The following is a 16,106-nucleotide window of genomic DNA, read 5'->3' as shown; positions in this document are numbered from 1 at the left end:
ATGATGGCAGAGAGGTCACACCCGTTCCCATACCGAACACGGAAGTTAAGCTCTCTAGCGCCGATGGTAGTTGGGACCTTGTCCCTGTGAGAGTAGGACGTTGCCAGGCAAAATGGAGGATTAGCTCAGCTGGGAGAGCACCTGCCTTACAAGCAGGGGGTCGGCGGTTCGATCCCGTCATCCTCCACCATATATGTCGGAGGGGTAGCGAAGTGGCTAAACGCGGCGGACTGTAAATCCGCTCCTTCGGGTTCGGCAGTTCGAATCTGCCCCCCTCCACCATTCTTAATTAATGGGCTATAGCCAAGCGGTAAGGCAACGGACTTTGACTCCGTCATGCGCTGGTTCGAATCCAGCTAGCCCAGCCATTAAGAGCCATTAGCTCAGTTGGTAGAGCATCTGACTTTTAATCAGAGGGTCGAAGGTTCGAGTCCTTCATGGCTCACCATTTTAATGAAATATGCGGGTGTGGCGGAATTGGCAGACGCACTAGACTTAGGATCTAGCGCCTTTGGCGTGGGGGTTCGACTCCCTTCACCCGCACTTTTAATAAAATAACTCATACATGTCTTGCGGAAGTAGTTCAGTGGTAGAATACAACCTTGCCAAGGTTGGGGTCGCGGGTTCGAATCCCGTCTTCCGCTCCAATTTTCAATATGACATGCCGGGGTGGCGGAACAGGCAGACGCACAGGACTTAAAATCCTGCGGTGGGTGACCACCGTGCGGGTTCGACCCCCGCCCTCGGCACCATATGCGCCCGTAGCTCAATTGGATAGAGCGTTTGACTACGGATCAAGAGGTTAGGGGTTCGACTCCTCTCGGGCGCGCTTTTATTAACGGGAAGTGGCTCAGCTTGGTAGAGCACCTGGTTTGGGACCAGGGGGTCGCAGGTTCAAATCCTGTCTTCCCGATATTCCCAAAAAACATGGGGCCTTAGCTCAGCTGGGAGAGCGCCTGCCTTGCACGCAGGAGGTCAGCGGTTCGATCCCGCTAGGCTCCACTTTATTTAATATATGTCTCGGAGGTATACCCAAGTTCGGCTGAAGGGATCGGTCTTGAAAACCGACAGGCGGTGAGAATCGCGCGGGGGTTCGAATCCCTCTACCTCCTCCATTTTTTCTTTAATGGTTTAGACATATAATAATAAAATATTTTTTCCTTCATGGAGGTATACCCAAGTTCGGCTGAAGGGATCGGTCTTGAAAACCGACAGGCGGCGAGAGTCGCGCGGGGGTTCGAATCCCTCTACCTCCTCCATTTTTTAAAACTTTATATTGTCGCGGGGTGGAGCAGCACGGTAGCTCGTCGGGCTCATAACCCGAAGGTCGCAGGTTCAAATCCTGTCCCCGCAACCAAATGGTCCCGTGGTGTAGTGGTTAACATGCCTGCCTGTCACGCAGGAGATCGCCGGTTCGACCCCGGTCGGGACCGCCATTTATGTTGGCTCGGTAGCTCAGTCGGTAGAGCAGAGGACTGAAAATCCTCGTGTCGGCGGTTCGATTCCGTCCCGAGCCACCATTTTTTTATGCCGGCTTAGCTCAATTGGTAGAGCAACTGACTTGTAATCAGTAGGTTGGGGGTTCAAGTCCTCTAGCCGGCATCATTTAGGGGCATAGTTTAAAGGTAGAACTGAGGTCTCCAAAACCTCCAGTGTGGGTTCGATTCCTACTGCCCCTGTAAAGTATATGGGCCTATAGCTCAGCTGGTTAGAGCGCACGCCTGATAAGCGTGAGGTCGATGGTTCGAGTCCATTTAGGCCCACCATATATTATTCCGCAGTAGCTCAGTGGTAGAGCTATCGGCTGTTAACCGATCGGTCGTAGGTTCGAGTCCTACCTGCGGAGCCATGGCCCGTTGGTCAAGTGGTTAAGACACCGCCCTTTCACGGCGGTAACACGGGTTCGAATCCCGTACGGGTCATACAAAAAAGAGTCAGCATTATGCTGGCTCTTTTTTATTTTGTTAATCCTTTTTATTACGTTACTTTCCAGAAATAAATAAAGGGATTTTGGAAAAGCTATGGTATGTATAAAAAGGAGGAAATAAATAATGACACGAGTTAGAGACTTAATGAGTACCCATATTGTACATTGTACACCGCTAGACAATGTATATGAGGCAGCTGTTAAAATGAAGGAAGAATCAGTTGGATTAATCCCAGTTGTTGAAAATGAGCAAGTTGTTGGGCTTGTTACTGATCGAGATTTAGTCGTTCGAGGGATTGCTGAAAAACATCCTGGATCTAATAAAATTACAAATGTGATGACAACAAATATTATCTCAGTTTCTCCAAATGATTCTATTGAAAAAGCTACAGAGCTAATGGCACAGCATCAAATTAGACGATTACCAGTAGTTGATAGTGGTCAACTTATTGGTATGTTAGCACTAGGAGATTTAGCTATAAGGGAATCAGCAGATGATCAAGCTGGATTTGCCTTGAGCGAAATCTCAGAGCATACAGAGTAAATTGAAACTTTCATTAACCGAGAGTCTGATGGTCACTCATAAAGAGCTAAATTATATATAAAGTTCAGATACATTATTCTAGCATATATGGATTAAACTAATATGTTAGCGTGATGTATCTGAGACATTATATAATAAGTATGTGGTTAATAATTTCGACAGTTTTTTAAAATTTGTTATTCTTCATTTTTAATAAGAGAAAAGATGATATACTGATAGATATAAGTATTATGATAGATTTTGAATATAACAATATTAATTTTTAGTGGCGCGATAATAAATTAATATTTCCTACATAGATGAAAAGGGAAGGGGAATTATATGAAGGCTGTACAGGGCGATCCAAATTGGAATTTGGTTACAGATACATATATAGAACCAAATAATTTCGCTGAATTATTTTCTTTGCTTGTACCTTGTCACCCAAAAGGTGAGGGGAAAGAACGAACTATATTAGTATGGAAAGAGAAAGAATTTTATAAAGAAGAAAATTTAGCGGCATTTATCGTATATGGCATGAATAAAGCAAAGAAATTACCGCAGTTTCATAAAGATGAAATTCCAACTTTAGTGCGTATTCTTCGCTTATGCCAAGAGATTGGTTGGTATGAAGAGGCAAATGATTTTATGATAGCGCAAGGATTAGCTGAGTTTGTTCATACTTCATTGGAATATGAAACATGGGATCTTTTGACGCAATCAGTTGCTTTAAATTATTTAATTATTAAATATCGTATAGGTGAATTGACAGATAGGGATATTGAAATTTGGGATAGAGTTAAATTTAATGAGAAGTGTATAACCGATTGTAAACATTTATTATCTCATAAAGAAGTATTGGAATTTACATTCTTTTATATGTGCAAGAGAGCGAAATCATTATCAAAAGAGCAATTAAATAGTGATATGATGAGTTTAGCAATGTATTGTAATACTTTTGTATATGATTTGTATACACATGATTTATTACGGAAATATCGTAAGTGTACAGATTTCCTATCATATTATGGACCTAGTCAGGCAGTTTTAGCATGTCAAAGAGCTGTATTATCTCAAATTTCCGATCGCTTAGACCCATTAAAGACAACGCATGTAGATGATTATTTATATGTGATGAAAGAAATGATGGAGCATATGACGATAGGAGTAATGGATCGATACGGTCATTTTATTGGAAAGCTACTATCTTATGTGCCATTTTTCGAAATGATACAAGTTCCACAGCATGCATATTATTGTGAAGAATTACTGTATATTTGTAAGGGCATTGAATATAAAGAAGAAATACTACGCAATTATATATTTATACAATTACATGATTGTTTACCATCATTCTTTAGGCTATTTCTTAAAAATAAGCGTTACGCAACGATTCATGATATTCTTTTCTATTGGTGCGATGACGAACAACGAATGAGTTTAGAGAAAAAATATAATCTGAGCTTTATTTATGAAAAATATGCTTGTGGATAAACAATATTTTCGATATGAAAAATTCATATAAATTAAAAAGGATCTCCAGTTTATGTGAGATCCTTTTTTGTTAGTAAAACAAGGAGAAAGTGATTAAGACAAGAAAAAGCATTCCATATAGGAGGAGTTGTGCAGTATAACTTCCTTGTATACCAAAAAAAGTATTGGTTTTCTTATACAAATTCAATATGTATTTTATTGGAGTATCTTTGAAAGATTGGTACACAGTGTCTCCTCTTTCTAAGCTTCTTGTTTTTGTTTTTGGTTATAAGGGACATTAATATATCTAGCTACAAATAATAAAACAGCCATAAAGAATACTGGAAATACAGTAGATAAATAAAAGCCATTACTAATTATATTTGTTATGAGAGCACTTAAAAGAAAAATAGCATTATAAATATGGGCAATTTTTTGTTTTAGTTGCACTTGAAATGATTCCATCATAATTTCTAATGCAACAAAAGCAATAATAATAGATAAAAATACAATGTTTGTATTGTAAATGATTAAACAACAGATTAAACCTAAAAAGGCTACGTATTCAATTATAAGAGGTATATTGCGTGGCATACAATTTACCTAACTAAATATGGCAGTGGATTTACTGCATTTGTTTTTTCAAAATTCCATTCTCCATTATGTAATTCAAAATGAAGATGTTGCCCGTATGAATGACCTGTGTTTCCCATATGACCTATTAATTGTCCAGTTTGTACTTGATCACCAGCTTGTACAGTGCGATCCTTCATATGAGCATAAACAGTTGTATATAATTTCCCATTGATTTGATGCGCAATGAAAACAACATTGCCATAGCTAGCTGAATAATAAGATTTCACAACTTTACCTGCAGCAGCAGCTTGGATAGAGACGTTTCCTGGAGCGGCAATATCTATACCATAATGCATTTGTTCCCAGCGTATATCAAAGGTTGAGCTAATTCTTCCTTGAGCGGGGAATTTGAAAGCAGCTGGAATTGATGAAGGCTGATCTGTTTTAGCTTGTGGTTGATTTTGTACTACATAGTGTTTTGCTACATATCCGTATCCTGTGCCAAAACGAATTTTATACCAAGTTCCTACAGTTTCTACTACTTGTACTTGTGTACCGTTTTGTAATGAACCGAGTAGAGCGCTACTTGTACTAGCGTTGCTACGTACATTTAGATTAGGTGTTGCAACGGTATATTTTGTATTATTTTGAACGGTGATTCCTTTTACTAAGGGTTGTGAACCATTAGAGATGAATGCTTTTTGTACGTAACCTGTTTGGCCATTATGTGAGATTTTATACCATTCGCCTTGATCTTCTTGAACGGTAATAAACTTGCCATTTGGTAATACATCTAAAATGGAAGATTCTAAATTAGGTTCAGAGCGAACGTTTAATGCATTAGCATTAACGATGTATTGATCATTAGATTGAAGTTTGTTTTTTAGTAAAATAGCATCTTTTTGTACATAACCTACTTTATTATGAACAGATACTTTATACCAACCATTAGTTGTTTCAAGGATGTTCACTTTTGTATTAAAGCGAATTGTATCAATTGATGTGCTTTTTACGTTATCTTCTGTATGTAATGCTACTTGATCGACTTTGACATACCCAGTTTTAATATTAGATAATTGTTCAGCGTTTGCTTTTTGTACATTTGTTTCACCCATAGAAGGAAGTAAAGAAGCAATCGCTACAGTAGTTGCTGTTAAAGCAGTAGCTTTCATATTCATGGAATAGAGACCTCCTCTAGTTGTATAGTTGTAATTTTATTATAGTATAAAGATATAATATAGTGGGTGTATTCACATAAATGTAATATGAAATCAATATAAAAATAAATTTTTTGAGGATAATGATTCCTTTTTATACAATTAATTGGTGTTTTATTTTCTAAAATAGAATGTATGTATTGTATAACTTTGATATTATGTTGATAATTAAGAAAATTAAAAAAGTTGATGATGTCTTATTACGGTGTTATACTGACAGTGATAATTTTATAGTTTGCTAGGAGAGCTGGTGTTGCCAGCTGAGAGTAAGACCTTAAGTCTTTGATCCTTTTTATTACCTGATCTAGATTATGCTAGCGTAGGGAAGCAATTCGGACACTAATAATGAGTCCCCGTTTCTTTGCGTATAGAAACGGGGCTTTTTTATTTGAAAATTTCATATTGAAACCACTAGGGGTGCTTGTTGTGCTGAGAGAGGAATAATCCTTAACCCTTATAACACCTGATCTAGGTAATACTAGCGAAGGGAAGTGGAACAACGAATAAATTATAATTTTATTGGCTGTAACCACTTCTTATATAGAGAAGTGGTTTTTTATTTATATACACATACTGGAAGGGGATAGAGAAATGAAATTTTGCGATAGATTATTAGAAACTGTACAACCAGTTTGGGAGATGAGTCATAATCATCCATTTGTAGTAGGTATGGGGGATGGTACGTTAGAAAAAGATAAGTTTCAGTATTACATTATTCAAGATTATTTATACTTGTTAGATTATGCAAAGTTATATGCTATCGGTGTTGTAAAGGCAACGAATCCACAAGTTATGGGGAAATTTGCTGAACAAATTGATGGAATATTAAATGGAGAAATGACAATCCATAAACAGTATGCAAAAAGACTTGGAATTTCTATAGAGGAGATAGAGTCTGCAAAGCCATCTGCTAAAAATTTAGCTTATACAAATTACATGATGTCTGTATCTCAAAATGGCACACTTGCAGAATTAATAGCAGCACTTCTTCCGTGTATGTGGAGCTATTGGGAGATTGGAAAGCGTTTAAATGATATTCCGGGAGCAAGGGATCATGAATTCTTTGGTGAGTGGATTCAAGGATATAGTTCTGAAGAATACGGCAACCTCTGTATTTGGTTAATAGATTTATTAAATGAAATGGCAGTTGGAAAGTCTGAAAAAGAGCTTGACCGATTAGAGGAGATTTTCCTATATTCCAGTCGATTTGAATATTTATTCTGGGATATGTCCTATCGTAAGGAGATGTGGGGATTTGAGGAGCAAGAACATACTACAATTTCATAATGTTTGTTTTCATTATGATGAGAAACCAATCATCAATGAATTAAATGCTTCTATACAAGATAAAGAGTTTGTAAGTATTATCGGACCGAGTGGATGTGGGAAAAGTACTTTATTTCGCCTTATTACAGGTTTAGAAGAAGTAAGTACTGGTCAGATAGAGCTGATAGAAACAAAGAGCCATCCTGTAGGGTATATGCCTCAAAAAGATATGCTCTTGCCGTGGAGAACGATTATTGAGAATGCTGCTTTGCCATTAGAATGCCAAGGCGTGCCGAAGAAAGAAGCACAAGTAAAGGCAAAGGAACTATTGCATAAATTTGGTTTACAAGGGTATGAGACAAAATATCCGAAAGATTTATCTGGGGGTATGAGACAACGTGTATCTTTTATTCGAACTTTATTAACAGGCGGGGAGATATTGTTATTAGATGAGCCGTTTAGCGCGTTGGATGCTTTAACGAAGGCATCTTTGCAAGAATGGTTGTTTGAACAATGGAAAGAGTGGGAAAAAACAATTTTATTTATTACTCATGATGTGGAAGAAGCATTGTTTCTTTCTAATCGAATTTTAGTAGTGGAGCAGCAGCCGATAACTACTTTGACTGAGCGGATAGTGCCGCTTGATCATAACAGAACACGAAAAGATTTATATAAACCGGAAGTATTGGCGCTGAAAGATGAGCTTCTTAGTATGTTACAAAGGCAGGTACTCGTATGATGAACCGGTTGAAGGAGCTATTACCTGCTCTTACACTTTCTAGTATCTTACTTGCCCTTTGGGAAGTAGGAGCAATAATTGTAGATGAAATGTACATTTTACCGTCACCGTCTGCAATTGTAATGAAGATATGGAAACTAAAAGATATATTATTTACGGTTCATTTGCCGGCAACATTATATGTCGTTTTAATAGGTGTGGCAATTTCTATCGTACTTGGGGTAGGGCTAGCGATGTTAATGAATGCGAGTACATGGATGGAGAGAGCATTTTATCCATTATTAGTCGCTTCACAAACGATTCCTATTACAGCGCTTGCTCCGCTCTTCGTTTTATGGTTTGGATATACGATTTGGAGTAAAGTCGTTGTTACGGTTTTAATTACGTTTTTCCCGATTGCGGTCAATACGTATGATGGACTACGCAGTACGAAAAAAGAATGGGAAGAGCTTTTAGTTACATACGGGGCAACGAAAAAAGATGTTTTTCTTAAATTAAAATTGCCGTCTGCTCTTCCTTATTTTTTCTCAGCTTTAAAAATCGCAGTTCCGCTTAGTGTAATTGGGGCAGCAATTGGTGAATGGCTCGGTGCACAAGCTGGGCTAGGATATTTCAGTAAAAGAATGATGACGCAGTTAGACGGAGCAGGTGTATTTGCACCCATTGTATTGTTATCGTTATTAGCTATTTTCTTCGTCATACTTATTTCGATATTAGAAAAGAAATTCATTAGTTGGAGGAAGCATTCATGAAATTATTAAAACGCATCTTTGTGTTTACATTATTAGTTGCAATGATTGCTGGATGTTCTAGTAATTCAGCATCAGATAAGAGTAAAAAAGAAAAAGAAATAACGGTCATGCTTGATTGGTACCCAAATGCGGTACATAGCTTTATTTATGCAGCAATTGAAAAAGGCTACTTTAAAGAAGAAGGTGTAAAGGTGAATATTAAATTCCCTTCCAATCCGACTGACCCATTAACTTTAGCAGCTGCAGGAAAAGTAACGGTTGGCCTATATTATCAACCAGATGTTGTTATGGCAAAAGCAAACGAACAAATTCCAGTGAAATCAATTGGAGCTGTCGTACGTTCCCCATTAAATCATGTTGTATCACTGAAGTCAGCAGGCATTCAATCGCCAAAAGATTTAGAGGGGAAAACAGTGGGATATTCTGGAACACCTTTAAGTGAGATGTATTTAAAAACGATGGTAAAAGAAGCTGGTGGTAATCCAGATACAGTGAAAGTAGTCGATGTTGGCTTTGATTTAGTACCAGCATTAATTACGAAAAAAGTGGATGCGGTAACAGGGGCATACATTAACCATGAAGTACCTGTTATGCGTCATGAAGGTCATGAACCAGCGTACTTTAATCCAGCAGATTATGGTGTACCGAATTATCATGAGCTTGTATTTGTAACAGGTGATAAAACGTTGAAAAAAGATAAAGAAGCGTTGCAAGCCTTCTTACGTGGTACGAAAAAAGGCTATGATTTCATGAAGAAAAATCCAGATGAAGCATTAAATATTTTATTAAATCATCAAGAAAAAGAAAACTTCCCACTTGTGCCAGAAGTTGAAAAGGAAAGTATGAAAATTTTATTAGAGAAGATGGAAACGAAAGATGAGCCATTCTTATCAGATTCAAAAGAGTCTTGGGAGAAACAAAATAAGTGGCTGAAGGACAAAGGAATGACAAAAGAAACCGTCCCAGCCGATGAACTATTCGAAAATATTTTAAAGTAGGCGAATGAATATGAAAAATGAGCTCCACGTAATCTCAAATGGCCATATGCCATTCGAAGAGTTAGTGAATGTAGCGATGCAAATTGAGAGTGAGATTGATTATTTGCATATTCGTGAGCGTGAGAAGAGTACAAAGGAATTATATGAAGGTGTGGAAATTCTGTTAATGGAGGGCTTTCCGGCTTCTAAAATTGTCATAAACGATCGAATTGATATTGCAATTTTATTAAATATTCCTCGTGTTCAACTAGGATATCGAAGCACAGATGTAAAGTCAGTGAAAGAAAAGTTTTCTTATTTGCATGTCGGTTATTCTGTGCATTCGCTAGATGAAGCGATAGTAGCATTTAAAAATGGAGCGGATTCACTCGTTTATGGCCATGTATTTCCGACAGATTGTAAAAAAGGTGTGCCAGCGAGAGGGCTTGAAGAAATTTCGGACATTGCAAGGAGCTTATCGATACCAATTATAGCTATTGGAGGGATTACTCCTGAGAATACAAAGGATATTCTGGCAAGTGAAGTAAGTGGAATTGCTGTTATGTCTGGAATTTTAAGTAGTAGTAACCCGTATAGCAAAGCGAAGTCTTATAAGGAATCAATAAGAAAGTGGGCGGAAAAACATGTGTGAGAAGTATGATGTAGCGATTATTGGTGGTGGTGTAATTGGTAGTTCAGTTGCACATTTTCTAGCAGAAAGAGGACATAAAGTAGCGATTGTAGAAAAGCAAAGAATTGCATCGGAAGCTTCGAAAGCAGCTGCTGGTTTACTTGGTGTTCAAGCAGAATGGGATGCGTATGATCCGCTATTTGAACTTGCTAGAGAAAGCCGAGCTATATTTCCACAACTTGCAGCAGTTTTACGTGAAAAGACGGGTATTGATATTGGATATGAAGAAAAAGGAATTTATCGTATTGCTCAAAATGCAGATGAGAAGGAAAGAATTCTTCACATTATGGATTGGCAGCAGAAAACAGGTGAAGATTCTTATTTTCTAACGGGAGACCATGTGCGGGAAAAAGAGCCATATCTATCCGAATCTATTATAGGAGCAGTATATTATCCGAAAGACGGTCATGTTATTGCACCAGAGCTTACGAAAGCATTTGCACATTCTGCGACAATTTCCGGTGCGGATATATATGAGCAAACAGAAGTATTTGATATCCGTATTGAAAATAATAAAGTGACTGGAGTTATTACAAGTGAAGGTATTGTCACATGTGAGAAAGTCGTTATTGCAGGAGGTTCATGGAGTACGCAGTTACTCAGTTATTTTCACCGTGATTGGGGTACATATCCAGTTAAAGGAGAAGTGGTTGCGGTAAAAAGTAGAAAACAACTTTTAAAAGCACCTATTTTTCAAGAAAGATTTTACATTACTCCAAAGCGCGGTGGACGTTACGTAATTGGGGCAACAATGAAGCCACATACGTTCAATAAAACTGTGCAGCCAGAAAGTATAACTTCTATATTAGAGCGTGCTTATACAATATTGCCAGCTTTAAAAGAAGCAGAATGGGAAAGCACGTGGGCAGGATTACGACCACAATCGAATCATGAAGCTCCTTATATGGGAGAGCATGAAGAAATAAAAGGTTTATATGCTTGCACGGGCCATTATCGAAACGGTATTTTATTAAGTCCTGTTTCTGGCCAATATATGGCTGATTTAATAGAAGGAAAGCAAGAGAATTATTTGCTAGATTCATTGCTTTCTAAAACGGTTTAGAAAGGGGATGGAAGTTTGAATTTGAAAATTAATGGTAATCAAATTGAAGTGCCAGAGAGTGTAAAAACAGTAGCCGAGCTACTTATACATTTAGAGCTAGATAACAGAATTGTTGTAGTAGAGCGTAATAAAGATATTTTACAAAAAGATGATCATACAGATACATCTGTTTTTGATGGAGACCAAATTGAGATTGTAACTTTCGTAGGAGGCGGTTGATTATGTTAAACATTGGACCATTTTCATTTCATTCTAGACTTTTATTAGGAACAGGTAAATTCCCTGATTTTGACGTGCAGCAAAAGGCAATTGACGTTTCTGAAGCTGAAATTTTAACGTTTGCAGTACGTCGTATGGATATCTTTGATGCAAAGCAACCTAATTTATTAGAGAAACTTGATGTGAAAAAATATACGTTATTACCAAATACAGCAGGGGCAAAAAACGCTGAAGAGGCTGTTCGTATTGCAAAATTAGCAAAAGCCTCTGGGCTTTGTGACATGATAAAGGTAGAAGTTATTGGTGATGATAGAACGTTATTACCTGATCCGGTAGAAACGTTAAAGGCATCTGAAATGTTACTAGAAGAAGGATTTATCGTACTTCCGTATACATCTGATGATGTTGTATTAGCACGTAAATTACAAGAGCTTGGCGTGCATGCGATTATGCCAGGAGCATCACCAATCGGTTCAGGGCTTGGTATTGTAAATCCATTAAATTTGAGCTTCATTATTGAACAAGCGACAGTACCAGTTATCGTTGATGCCGGTATTGGTAGTCCAGCTGATGCGGCATTTGCAATGGAATTAGGAGCGGATGGTGTGTTATTAAATACGGCTGTGTCAGGAGCAAAAGATCCTATTAAAATGGCACAAGCAATGAAATTAAGTATTGAGGCAGGACGTTTAGGCTTTGAAGCAGGTCGTATTGCACGTAAGCGTTGTGCAACTGCAAGTAGTCCTTTAGAAGGAATGAGCGTAGTTGAATAATCGATATTCTCGCCAAGAACTATTTTCTCCAATTGGAGAAGAAGGACAGCAAAAGATAAGAGAAAAGCATGTGCTTATTATCGGTGCAGGTGCATTAGGTAGTGCAAATGCAGAGATGTTTGTAAGAGCAGGTGTTGGCAAGATAACAATTGTTGACCGTGATTATGTAGATTGGAGTAATTTACAAAGACAACAATTGTATGCAGAGAGCGACGTAAAGAATAATCTTCCAAAAGCTATAGCGGCTAAAAAACGTTTAGAAGAGATCAATAGTGATGTAACAATAGAAGCTCTCGTTCAAGATGTAACAGCTGAAGAGCTAGAAGAACTTGTTACAAATGTTGATGTAATTATTGATGCGACTGATAATTTTGAAACACGCTTTATTGTGAATGATATAGCACAAAAATATTCTATTCCATGGATTTACGGTGCATGTGTAGGTAGTTACGGTCTTTCTTACACAATCCTTCCTAGTAAAACACCATGTTTATCATGTTTATTACAGTCGATTCCGCTTGGCGGGGCAACATGTGATACAGCGGGTATTATATCACCTGCTGTATCTCTCGTCGTTTCTCATCAAGTAACAGAAGCTCTTAAACTGTTAGTAGAAGATTACGAATCACTGCGAGATGGACTTGTGTCATTTGATGTATGGAAGAATGAATATTCATGTATGAATGTGCAAAAGCTTCGTAAACACAATTGTCCTTCGTGCGGAGAGAATGCGATATACCCGTATTTAAATAAAGAAAACACATCGAAAACAGCAGTTTTATGCGGGAGAAATACAGTTCAAATTAGACCACCTCATAAAGAGGAAATGGATTTTGAGAGGTACAAAAAGCTGCTGGATGATCGTGTAAATGATTTAAATGTAAATCCATATTTATTATCATTTTCTGTGGAAGAAAAGAGATTAGTTGCTTTTAAAGATGGTCGTGTACTCGTACATGGAACGAAAGATATAAGCGAAGCAAAAACGATTTATCATCGCTATTTTGGATAGAAAAGGATGAGTGGGATGAAAGTGAATAAAGCTTTAACAATTGCAGGGTCTGATAGCGGCGGCGGTGCTGGAATTCAAGCAGATTTAAAAACATTCCAAGAGCTTGGTGTATACGGAATGACGGCTATTACGGCAATTACTGCTCAAAACACGCTTGGCGTTCAAGGGGTATATCCTGTTCCGTTAGAAGGTATTACAGAACAGCTGAATTCAATTGGTACGGATTTAACACCAGATGCAGTGAAACTAGGAATGTTATTTAGTAGTGAAATAATTCAAATTGTTGCAGAACAAATTAAAAAGTTTGGCTGGAATAATATTGTGCTAGATCCCGTTATGATTGCAAAAGGCGGTGCATCATTATTACAGCAAGAAGCAGTGCAAGCATTAAAAGAATATTTATTACCAGTAGCAACTGTTATAACACCGAATGTCCCAGAAGCAGAAGTGTTAACTGGGATGGAGATTCATAATGTTGAAGATAGTAAGGAAGCTGCAAAAGTATTGCACGAATTAGGTGCTAAATATGTGCTTATGAAGGGCGGACATGCAGAATATCAAGGTAATGAAGTAATTGATTTCCTCTTTGATGGAGAAAAATTTATTGAGTTTAGAAGCGAGCGAATTCCTTCAAAGCAAACGCATGGAAGTGGGTGTACATTTGCTTCAGCGGTTACAGCAGGACTTGCGAAAGGATACTCAATTGAAGATGCTGTTCAAGAAGCAAAACGATTTATTAGTATAGCAATTAAAGAGCCGTTGAATATTGGTAGTGGCCATGGGCCGACGAATCATTTTGCATATAAGTTGAGTATAACAAAAGCATAAAGAAATGAATTTTGAAGACAATTAAATCCTCTATCCCTTATATTTTCTAAGAGGATGGAGGGCTTGTTTTTTTCGAGGAGAAAATAGAAATAGCAGTAAAATATAACAGTTTAATAAAAAAATAGTGAGAGAATATATTGTTTTAAGCAAGGCTGAATTCATAGAACATAGATTATTCTTGAACGAAGCAAATAGATGAGACGAATATTTTCACTGCTACATTTATAAGATTGAAAAGTCTTTTATAAACACTAATAATTTGTACGTACTCCTTCATATTACTATCTGATAATTACTCCACAGTTCCCCCTCGGAAACTATTTTATATATTTCATATCAACTGCCTGCCTTGTTCGATAATCTAAAAAAACTAATATAGGTAAAAAAAGGATGCTTTTTAAAATAATAGTAAAAAATGTAATTTATTCCTTTACTTTTAAAAGATGTTAATTTATTATTAAGTTGTTGCGAATTTTATTATTAATTTAGATTATTTAGAACAAATGATTATATTTGACTAGTATTTTCTCTGGGATTATTGGTGAAGTATAATTTACAACTACTAATCTATATATAATACTAATAAAACGTAATGATAAAATTATTGAATGGGGGTTTATCATGAAAATGAAAAAAATGAAGACATTTATTGTTGGTGCGGCGACGTTAGGGATTATAGGTACTGGTGCTGTTTCAGCACAAGCAATGGGACTACAGCATATTTCTATGGGTTCTGGTGCCACTGTTTACATTCAAGGGTTTAACGAAGTTGGTCACAAAGGTACTGGTGCTTATGGTACAAACAAAAATAAAGTAGTGACGGGTGTTAAAGTAACTTTAAAAGAAGGCAGTTTTAATGAGTCAGCTAACAATTATGCCAAGAGAGGAGGATGGACAAAGAAATTATCAAAAGTCAATAATCCATTCAACACGGCTTATACAAACTATAGTTGGAGATACTAGTTTAGTCTTTTACAAAACTATTTCTAACAGTATGTACATTACTGTTAGAAATAGTTTCATTTATAAAGAATAACTTTATTATTAAACATGATAAAGACGTGAAGGATAATGAGTATAATGTCTAAAATAATAAAAAAATCATGGTTACCTCTTTTTTTTACATTCATTGTATTTGGGACTATTGCTGGCGGAATTTCGATGATTTTATCTGTAGAAGAACAGATGTCAAATAATATTAATAAAAATACGTATCGGATTTCTATTAACCAAAATGAAGTAGAAACAAATTTTACAAACCAAGACTTACTATCATGGTTAAATAAACAACGTGCCAATTTTACATTTTATAAGAATATACCGCAAGAAGCTAGTCGATTAAGCTTTTCAAATGAAAATACTTTTATGTATAGCGTGGAGAAGGGAAAAGCTTATATTAATGTTTGGAACAAAGATGATCAAGTTGTTAAAAATGGTAAAAAGTACTTTTACTTTGATGGTAGGGAGTATGAAGTAATTGGCTATATTGATACTTTTACTAATGTAGTAGCGAATCTTGAGTCGTCGTTAGAAGCAACCCCAAAAGAATCAATAAAGGGAGAGTATTTCTTGGATGCAGGAGGAAATAGTGAGTCCCTTATACAGGATTTATTAACTACTATACAAGAAACAGATAATACAATTACAATCTCTTATGAAAAGGTTAAGCAAACATGGATAAATAATCTATTAAACCAAAAATATGCGCTTTTTATATTTCTTGGAACTAGTGCGATGCTATTTGTATCAGGATTTACTATCGTGCTTTCATGGGTAGAAAAATATAAGCGTGAGATGTTTGTTAGGCGATTATCAGGTGCGGGAGAAACAAGTTTATTATTAAGAGTTTATACTAATATGCTAGTTATTCGAGTAATAGGGATCATAATTGGAAGCTCGATAACATTTCTGATTACTGATGTTTTAAACCTATTACCGTATAATACTGTATTTCGTTTGGAATCAATCGTTGTAGGTATCATACTATTCTTTCTTATGGATATATTTTACACGTTCCCGATGTTGTTTATCAATCAAAGGAAACAATTAATCAAGATAATGAGGTAGGAA

Annotated in this window: 16 protein-coding genes, 20 tRNA genes, 1 rRNA gene and 2 riboswitches; of the genes, 35 read left to right on the top strand and 2 right to left on the bottom strand. The window is 36.7% G+C overall.

Translation table 11 applies throughout. From position 1 onward, the window contains the following. The 23 genes from rrf to MR143_RS27310 all read left to right on the top strand — a co-directional run. Positions 1–109, top strand: a 5S ribosomal RNA gene (gene rrf, locus MR143_RS27420); the annotation flags it as partial. A gap of 5 nt (positions 110–114) precedes the next feature. After that, a tRNA-Val gene (locus tag MR143_RS27415) sits at positions 115–190 on the top strand. Positions 191–198: 8 nt separating this feature from the next. Next, positions 199–282, top strand: a tRNA-Tyr gene (locus tag MR143_RS27410). An 11-nt stretch (positions 283–293) separates the two neighbouring features. Then, positions 294–368: transfer RNA gene (locus MR143_RS27405), tRNA-Gln, on the top strand. A 4-nt stretch (positions 369–372) separates the two neighbouring features. Then, positions 373–448, top strand: a tRNA-Lys gene (locus MR143_RS27400). Positions 449–462: 14 nt separating this feature from the next. After that, positions 463–543 (top strand) — tRNA-Leu (locus tag MR143_RS27395). Positions 544–572: 29 nt separating this feature from the next. Beyond that, positions 573–647 (top strand) — tRNA-Gly (locus MR143_RS27390). A gap of 16 nt (positions 648–663) precedes the next feature. Further along, positions 664–752 (top strand) — tRNA-Leu (locus MR143_RS27385). A 3-nt stretch (positions 753–755) separates the two neighbouring features. After that, positions 756–829, top strand: a tRNA-Arg gene (locus MR143_RS27380). A gap of 10 nt (positions 830–839) precedes the next feature. Next, positions 840–913, top strand: a tRNA-Pro gene (locus tag MR143_RS27375). Positions 914–929: 16 nt separating this feature from the next. After that, a tRNA-Ala gene (locus MR143_RS27370) sits at positions 930–1,002 on the top strand. 20 nt (positions 1,003–1,022) lie between these two features. Then, positions 1,023–1,115: transfer RNA gene (locus MR143_RS27365), tRNA-Ser, on the top strand. A gap of 51 nt (positions 1,116–1,166) precedes the next feature. After that, positions 1,167–1,259: transfer RNA gene (locus tag MR143_RS27360), tRNA-Ser, on the top strand. 21 nt (positions 1,260–1,280) lie between these two features. Then, positions 1,281–1,357: transfer RNA gene (locus MR143_RS27355), tRNA-Met, on the top strand. Between the two features lie 3 nt (positions 1,358–1,360). After that, positions 1,361–1,436 (top strand) — tRNA-Asp (locus MR143_RS27350). A gap of 8 nt (positions 1,437–1,444) precedes the next feature. After that, positions 1,445–1,520: transfer RNA gene (locus tag MR143_RS27345), tRNA-Phe, on the top strand. Positions 1,521–1,529: 9 nt separating this feature from the next. Further along, positions 1,530–1,602: transfer RNA gene (locus MR143_RS27340), tRNA-Thr, on the top strand. A 6-nt stretch (positions 1,603–1,608) separates the two neighbouring features. Further along, positions 1,609–1,679: transfer RNA gene (locus MR143_RS27335), tRNA-Trp, on the top strand. 10 nt (positions 1,680–1,689) lie between these two features. Continuing rightward, positions 1,690–1,766, top strand: a tRNA-Ile gene (locus MR143_RS27330). Between the two features lie 8 nt (positions 1,767–1,774). Then, positions 1,775–1,849, top strand: a tRNA-Asn gene (locus MR143_RS27325). Position 1,850: 1 nt separating this feature from the next. Beyond that, positions 1,851–1,922, top strand: a tRNA-Glu gene (locus tag MR143_RS27320). 129 nt (positions 1,923–2,051) lie between these two features. Next, positions 2,052–2,471 carry a CBS domain-containing protein gene (locus MR143_RS27315; protein ID WP_000199010.1) on the top strand — a complete coding sequence of 140 codons (420 nt, stop codon included), beginning with the start codon at positions 2,052–2,054 and terminating at the stop codon, positions 2,469–2,471. A 321-nt stretch (positions 2,472–2,792) separates the two neighbouring features. Beyond that, the gene (locus MR143_RS27310) at positions 2,793–3,944 is read left to right on the top strand and encodes a DUF3965 domain-containing protein (RefSeq protein ID WP_000648911.1); all 1,152 of its coding nucleotides are present in this window, start codon (positions 2,793–2,795) and stop codon (positions 3,942–3,944) included. A 240-nt stretch (positions 3,945–4,184) separates the two neighbouring features. Here MR143_RS27310 and MR143_RS27305 read toward each other — a convergent pair whose 3' ends face one another. Together MR143_RS27305 and MR143_RS27300 are read right to left on the bottom strand one after the other, a co-directional pair. Then, on the bottom strand, positions 4,185–4,517 hold the full coding sequence (locus MR143_RS27305; protein WP_001137823.1) for a hypothetical protein: 333 nt from the start codon (positions 4,515–4,517) through the stop codon (positions 4,185–4,187). 5 nt (positions 4,518–4,522) lie between these two features. Continuing rightward, positions 4,523–5,677, bottom strand: coding sequence for an SH3 domain-containing protein (locus MR143_RS27300; protein ID WP_001056036.1), 1,155 nt, complete (start codon positions 5,675–5,677; stop codon positions 4,523–4,525). A 269-nt stretch (positions 5,678–5,946) separates the two neighbouring features. After that, a riboswitch (TPP riboswitch) is annotated at positions 5,947–6,059 on the top strand. A 60-nt stretch (positions 6,060–6,119) separates the two neighbouring features. After that, a riboswitch (TPP riboswitch) is annotated at positions 6,120–6,223 on the top strand. Between the two features lie 84 nt (positions 6,224–6,307). Here MR143_RS27300 and tenA point away from each other — a divergent pair. From tenA to MR143_RS27240, 12 genes are all read left to right on the top strand, one after another. Beyond that, entirely contained in the window at positions 6,308–7,003 is a 696-nt protein-coding gene (gene tenA, locus MR143_RS27295; RefSeq protein WP_000666825.1) for a thiaminase II, read from the top strand. After that, on the top strand, positions 6,972–7,721 hold the full coding sequence (locus tag MR143_RS27290) for an ABC transporter ATP-binding protein (protein WP_001256780.1): 750 nt from the start codon (positions 6,972–6,974) through the stop codon (positions 7,719–7,721). The genes tenA and MR143_RS27290 overlap by 32 nt, the downstream gene beginning before the upstream one ends. After that, the gene (locus MR143_RS27285; RefSeq protein WP_002163847.1) at positions 7,721–8,473 is read left to right on the top strand and encodes an ABC transporter permease; all 753 of its coding nucleotides are present in this window, start codon (positions 7,721–7,723) and stop codon (positions 8,471–8,473) included. The genes MR143_RS27290 and MR143_RS27285 overlap by 1 nt, the downstream gene beginning before the upstream one ends. Next, entirely contained in the window at positions 8,470–9,471 is a 1,002-nt protein-coding gene (locus MR143_RS27280) for an ABC transporter substrate-binding protein (RefSeq protein ID WP_000771336.1), read from the top strand. The genes MR143_RS27285 and MR143_RS27280 overlap by 4 nt, the downstream gene beginning before the upstream one ends. A 10-nt stretch (positions 9,472–9,481) precedes the next feature. Then, the gene (gene tenI / locus MR143_RS27275; RefSeq protein WP_000787159.1) at positions 9,482–10,102 is read left to right on the top strand and encodes a thiazole tautomerase TenI; all 621 of its coding nucleotides are present in this window, start codon (positions 9,482–9,484) and stop codon (positions 10,100–10,102) included. Then, positions 10,095–11,204, top strand: a complete 1,110-nt coding sequence (gene thiO / locus MR143_RS27270; RefSeq protein WP_000333301.1) for a glycine oxidase ThiO — start codon at positions 10,095–10,097, stop codon at positions 11,202–11,204. The genes tenI and thiO overlap by 8 nt, the downstream gene beginning before the upstream one ends. A gap of 15 nt (positions 11,205–11,219) precedes the next feature. Continuing rightward, complete coding sequence (gene thiS, locus MR143_RS27265; protein WP_001049504.1) at positions 11,220–11,423, top strand: sulfur carrier protein ThiS; 204 nt, start codon at positions 11,220–11,222, stop codon at positions 11,421–11,423. Positions 11,424–11,425: 2 nt separating this feature from the next. Next, positions 11,426–12,196 carry a thiazole synthase gene (thiG, locus tag MR143_RS27260; protein WP_000931981.1) on the top strand — a complete coding sequence of 257 codons (771 nt, stop codon included), beginning with the start codon at positions 11,426–11,428 and terminating at the stop codon, positions 12,194–12,196. Then, entirely contained in the window at positions 12,189–13,208 is a 1,020-nt protein-coding gene (thiF, locus tag MR143_RS27255) for a thiazole biosynthesis adenylyltransferase ThiF (protein ID WP_001065425.1), read from the top strand. Before thiG ends, thiF begins: the two co-directional genes overlap by 8 nt. A gap of 6 nt (positions 13,209–13,214) precedes the next feature. Then, positions 13,215–14,036: a bifunctional hydroxymethylpyrimidine kinase/phosphomethylpyrimidine kinase gene (gene thiD / locus MR143_RS27250; protein ID WP_157407039.1), complete on the top strand. Its 822-nt coding sequence runs from the start codon at positions 13,215–13,217 to the stop codon at positions 14,034–14,036. Between the two features lie 621 nt (positions 14,037–14,657). Then, entirely contained in the window at positions 14,658–14,999 is a 342-nt protein-coding gene (locus MR143_RS27245; RefSeq protein ID WP_000782480.1) for a hypothetical protein, read from the top strand. A gap of 117 nt (positions 15,000–15,116) precedes the next feature. Next, entirely contained in the window at positions 15,117–16,103 is a 987-nt protein-coding gene (locus MR143_RS27240; protein WP_000034766.1) for a hypothetical protein, read from the top strand. The last annotated feature ends 3 nt before the right edge of the window (positions 16,104–16,106 follow it).

It is taken from the genome of Bacillus cereus group sp. BfR-BA-01347, from assembly GCF_022663835.1.
Lineage (GTDB): Bacteria > Bacillota > Bacilli > Bacillales > Bacillaceae_G > Bacillus_A > Bacillus_A thuringiensis_K.
This window is presented reverse-complemented; position numbering and strand designations above follow the sequence as displayed.

What these genes read in the sequence shown, in the direction of transcription:
- MR143_RS27315 (WP_000199010.1), top strand. Translation starts at nt 2,052, where the DNA reads ATGACACGAGTTAGAGACTTAATGAGTACCCATATTGTACATTGTACA.
- MR143_RS27310 (WP_000648911.1), top strand. Translation starts at nt 2,793, where the DNA reads ATGAAGGCTGTACAGGGCGATCCAAATTGGAATTTGGTTACAGATACA.
- MR143_RS27305 (WP_001137823.1), bottom strand. Translation starts at nt 4,517, where the DNA reads ATGCCACGCAATATACCTCTTATAATTGAATACGTAGCCTTTTTAGGT.
- MR143_RS27300 (WP_001056036.1), bottom strand. Translation starts at nt 5,677, where the DNA reads ATGAATATGAAAGCTACTGCTTTAACAGCAACTACTGTAGCGATTGCT.
- tenA (WP_000666825.1), top strand. Translation starts at nt 6,308, where the DNA reads ATGAAATTTTGCGATAGATTATTAGAAACTGTACAACCAGTTTGGGAG.
- MR143_RS27285 (WP_002163847.1), top strand. Translation starts at nt 7,721, where the DNA reads ATGAACCGGTTGAAGGAGCTATTACCTGCTCTTACACTTTCTAGTATC.
- MR143_RS27280 (WP_000771336.1), top strand. Translation starts at nt 8,470, where the DNA reads ATGAAATTATTAAAACGCATCTTTGTGTTTACATTATTAGTTGCAATG.
- tenI (WP_000787159.1), top strand. Translation starts at nt 9,482, where the DNA reads ATGAAAAATGAGCTCCACGTAATCTCAAATGGCCATATGCCATTCGAA.
- thiO (WP_000333301.1), top strand. Translation starts at nt 10,095, where the DNA reads ATGTGTGAGAAGTATGATGTAGCGATTATTGGTGGTGGTGTAATTGGT.
- thiG (WP_000931981.1), top strand. Translation starts at nt 11,426, where the DNA reads ATGTTAAACATTGGACCATTTTCATTTCATTCTAGACTTTTATTAGGA.
- thiD (WP_157407039.1), top strand. Translation starts at nt 13,215, where the DNA reads ATGAGTGGGATGAAAGTGAATAAAGCTTTAACAATTGCAGGGTCTGAT.
- MR143_RS27245 (WP_000782480.1), top strand. Translation starts at nt 14,658, where the DNA reads ATGAAAATGAAAAAAATGAAGACATTTATTGTTGGTGCGGCGACGTTA.
- MR143_RS27240 (WP_000034766.1), top strand. Translation starts at nt 15,117, where the DNA reads ATGTCTAAAATAATAAAAAAATCATGGTTACCTCTTTTTTTTACATTC.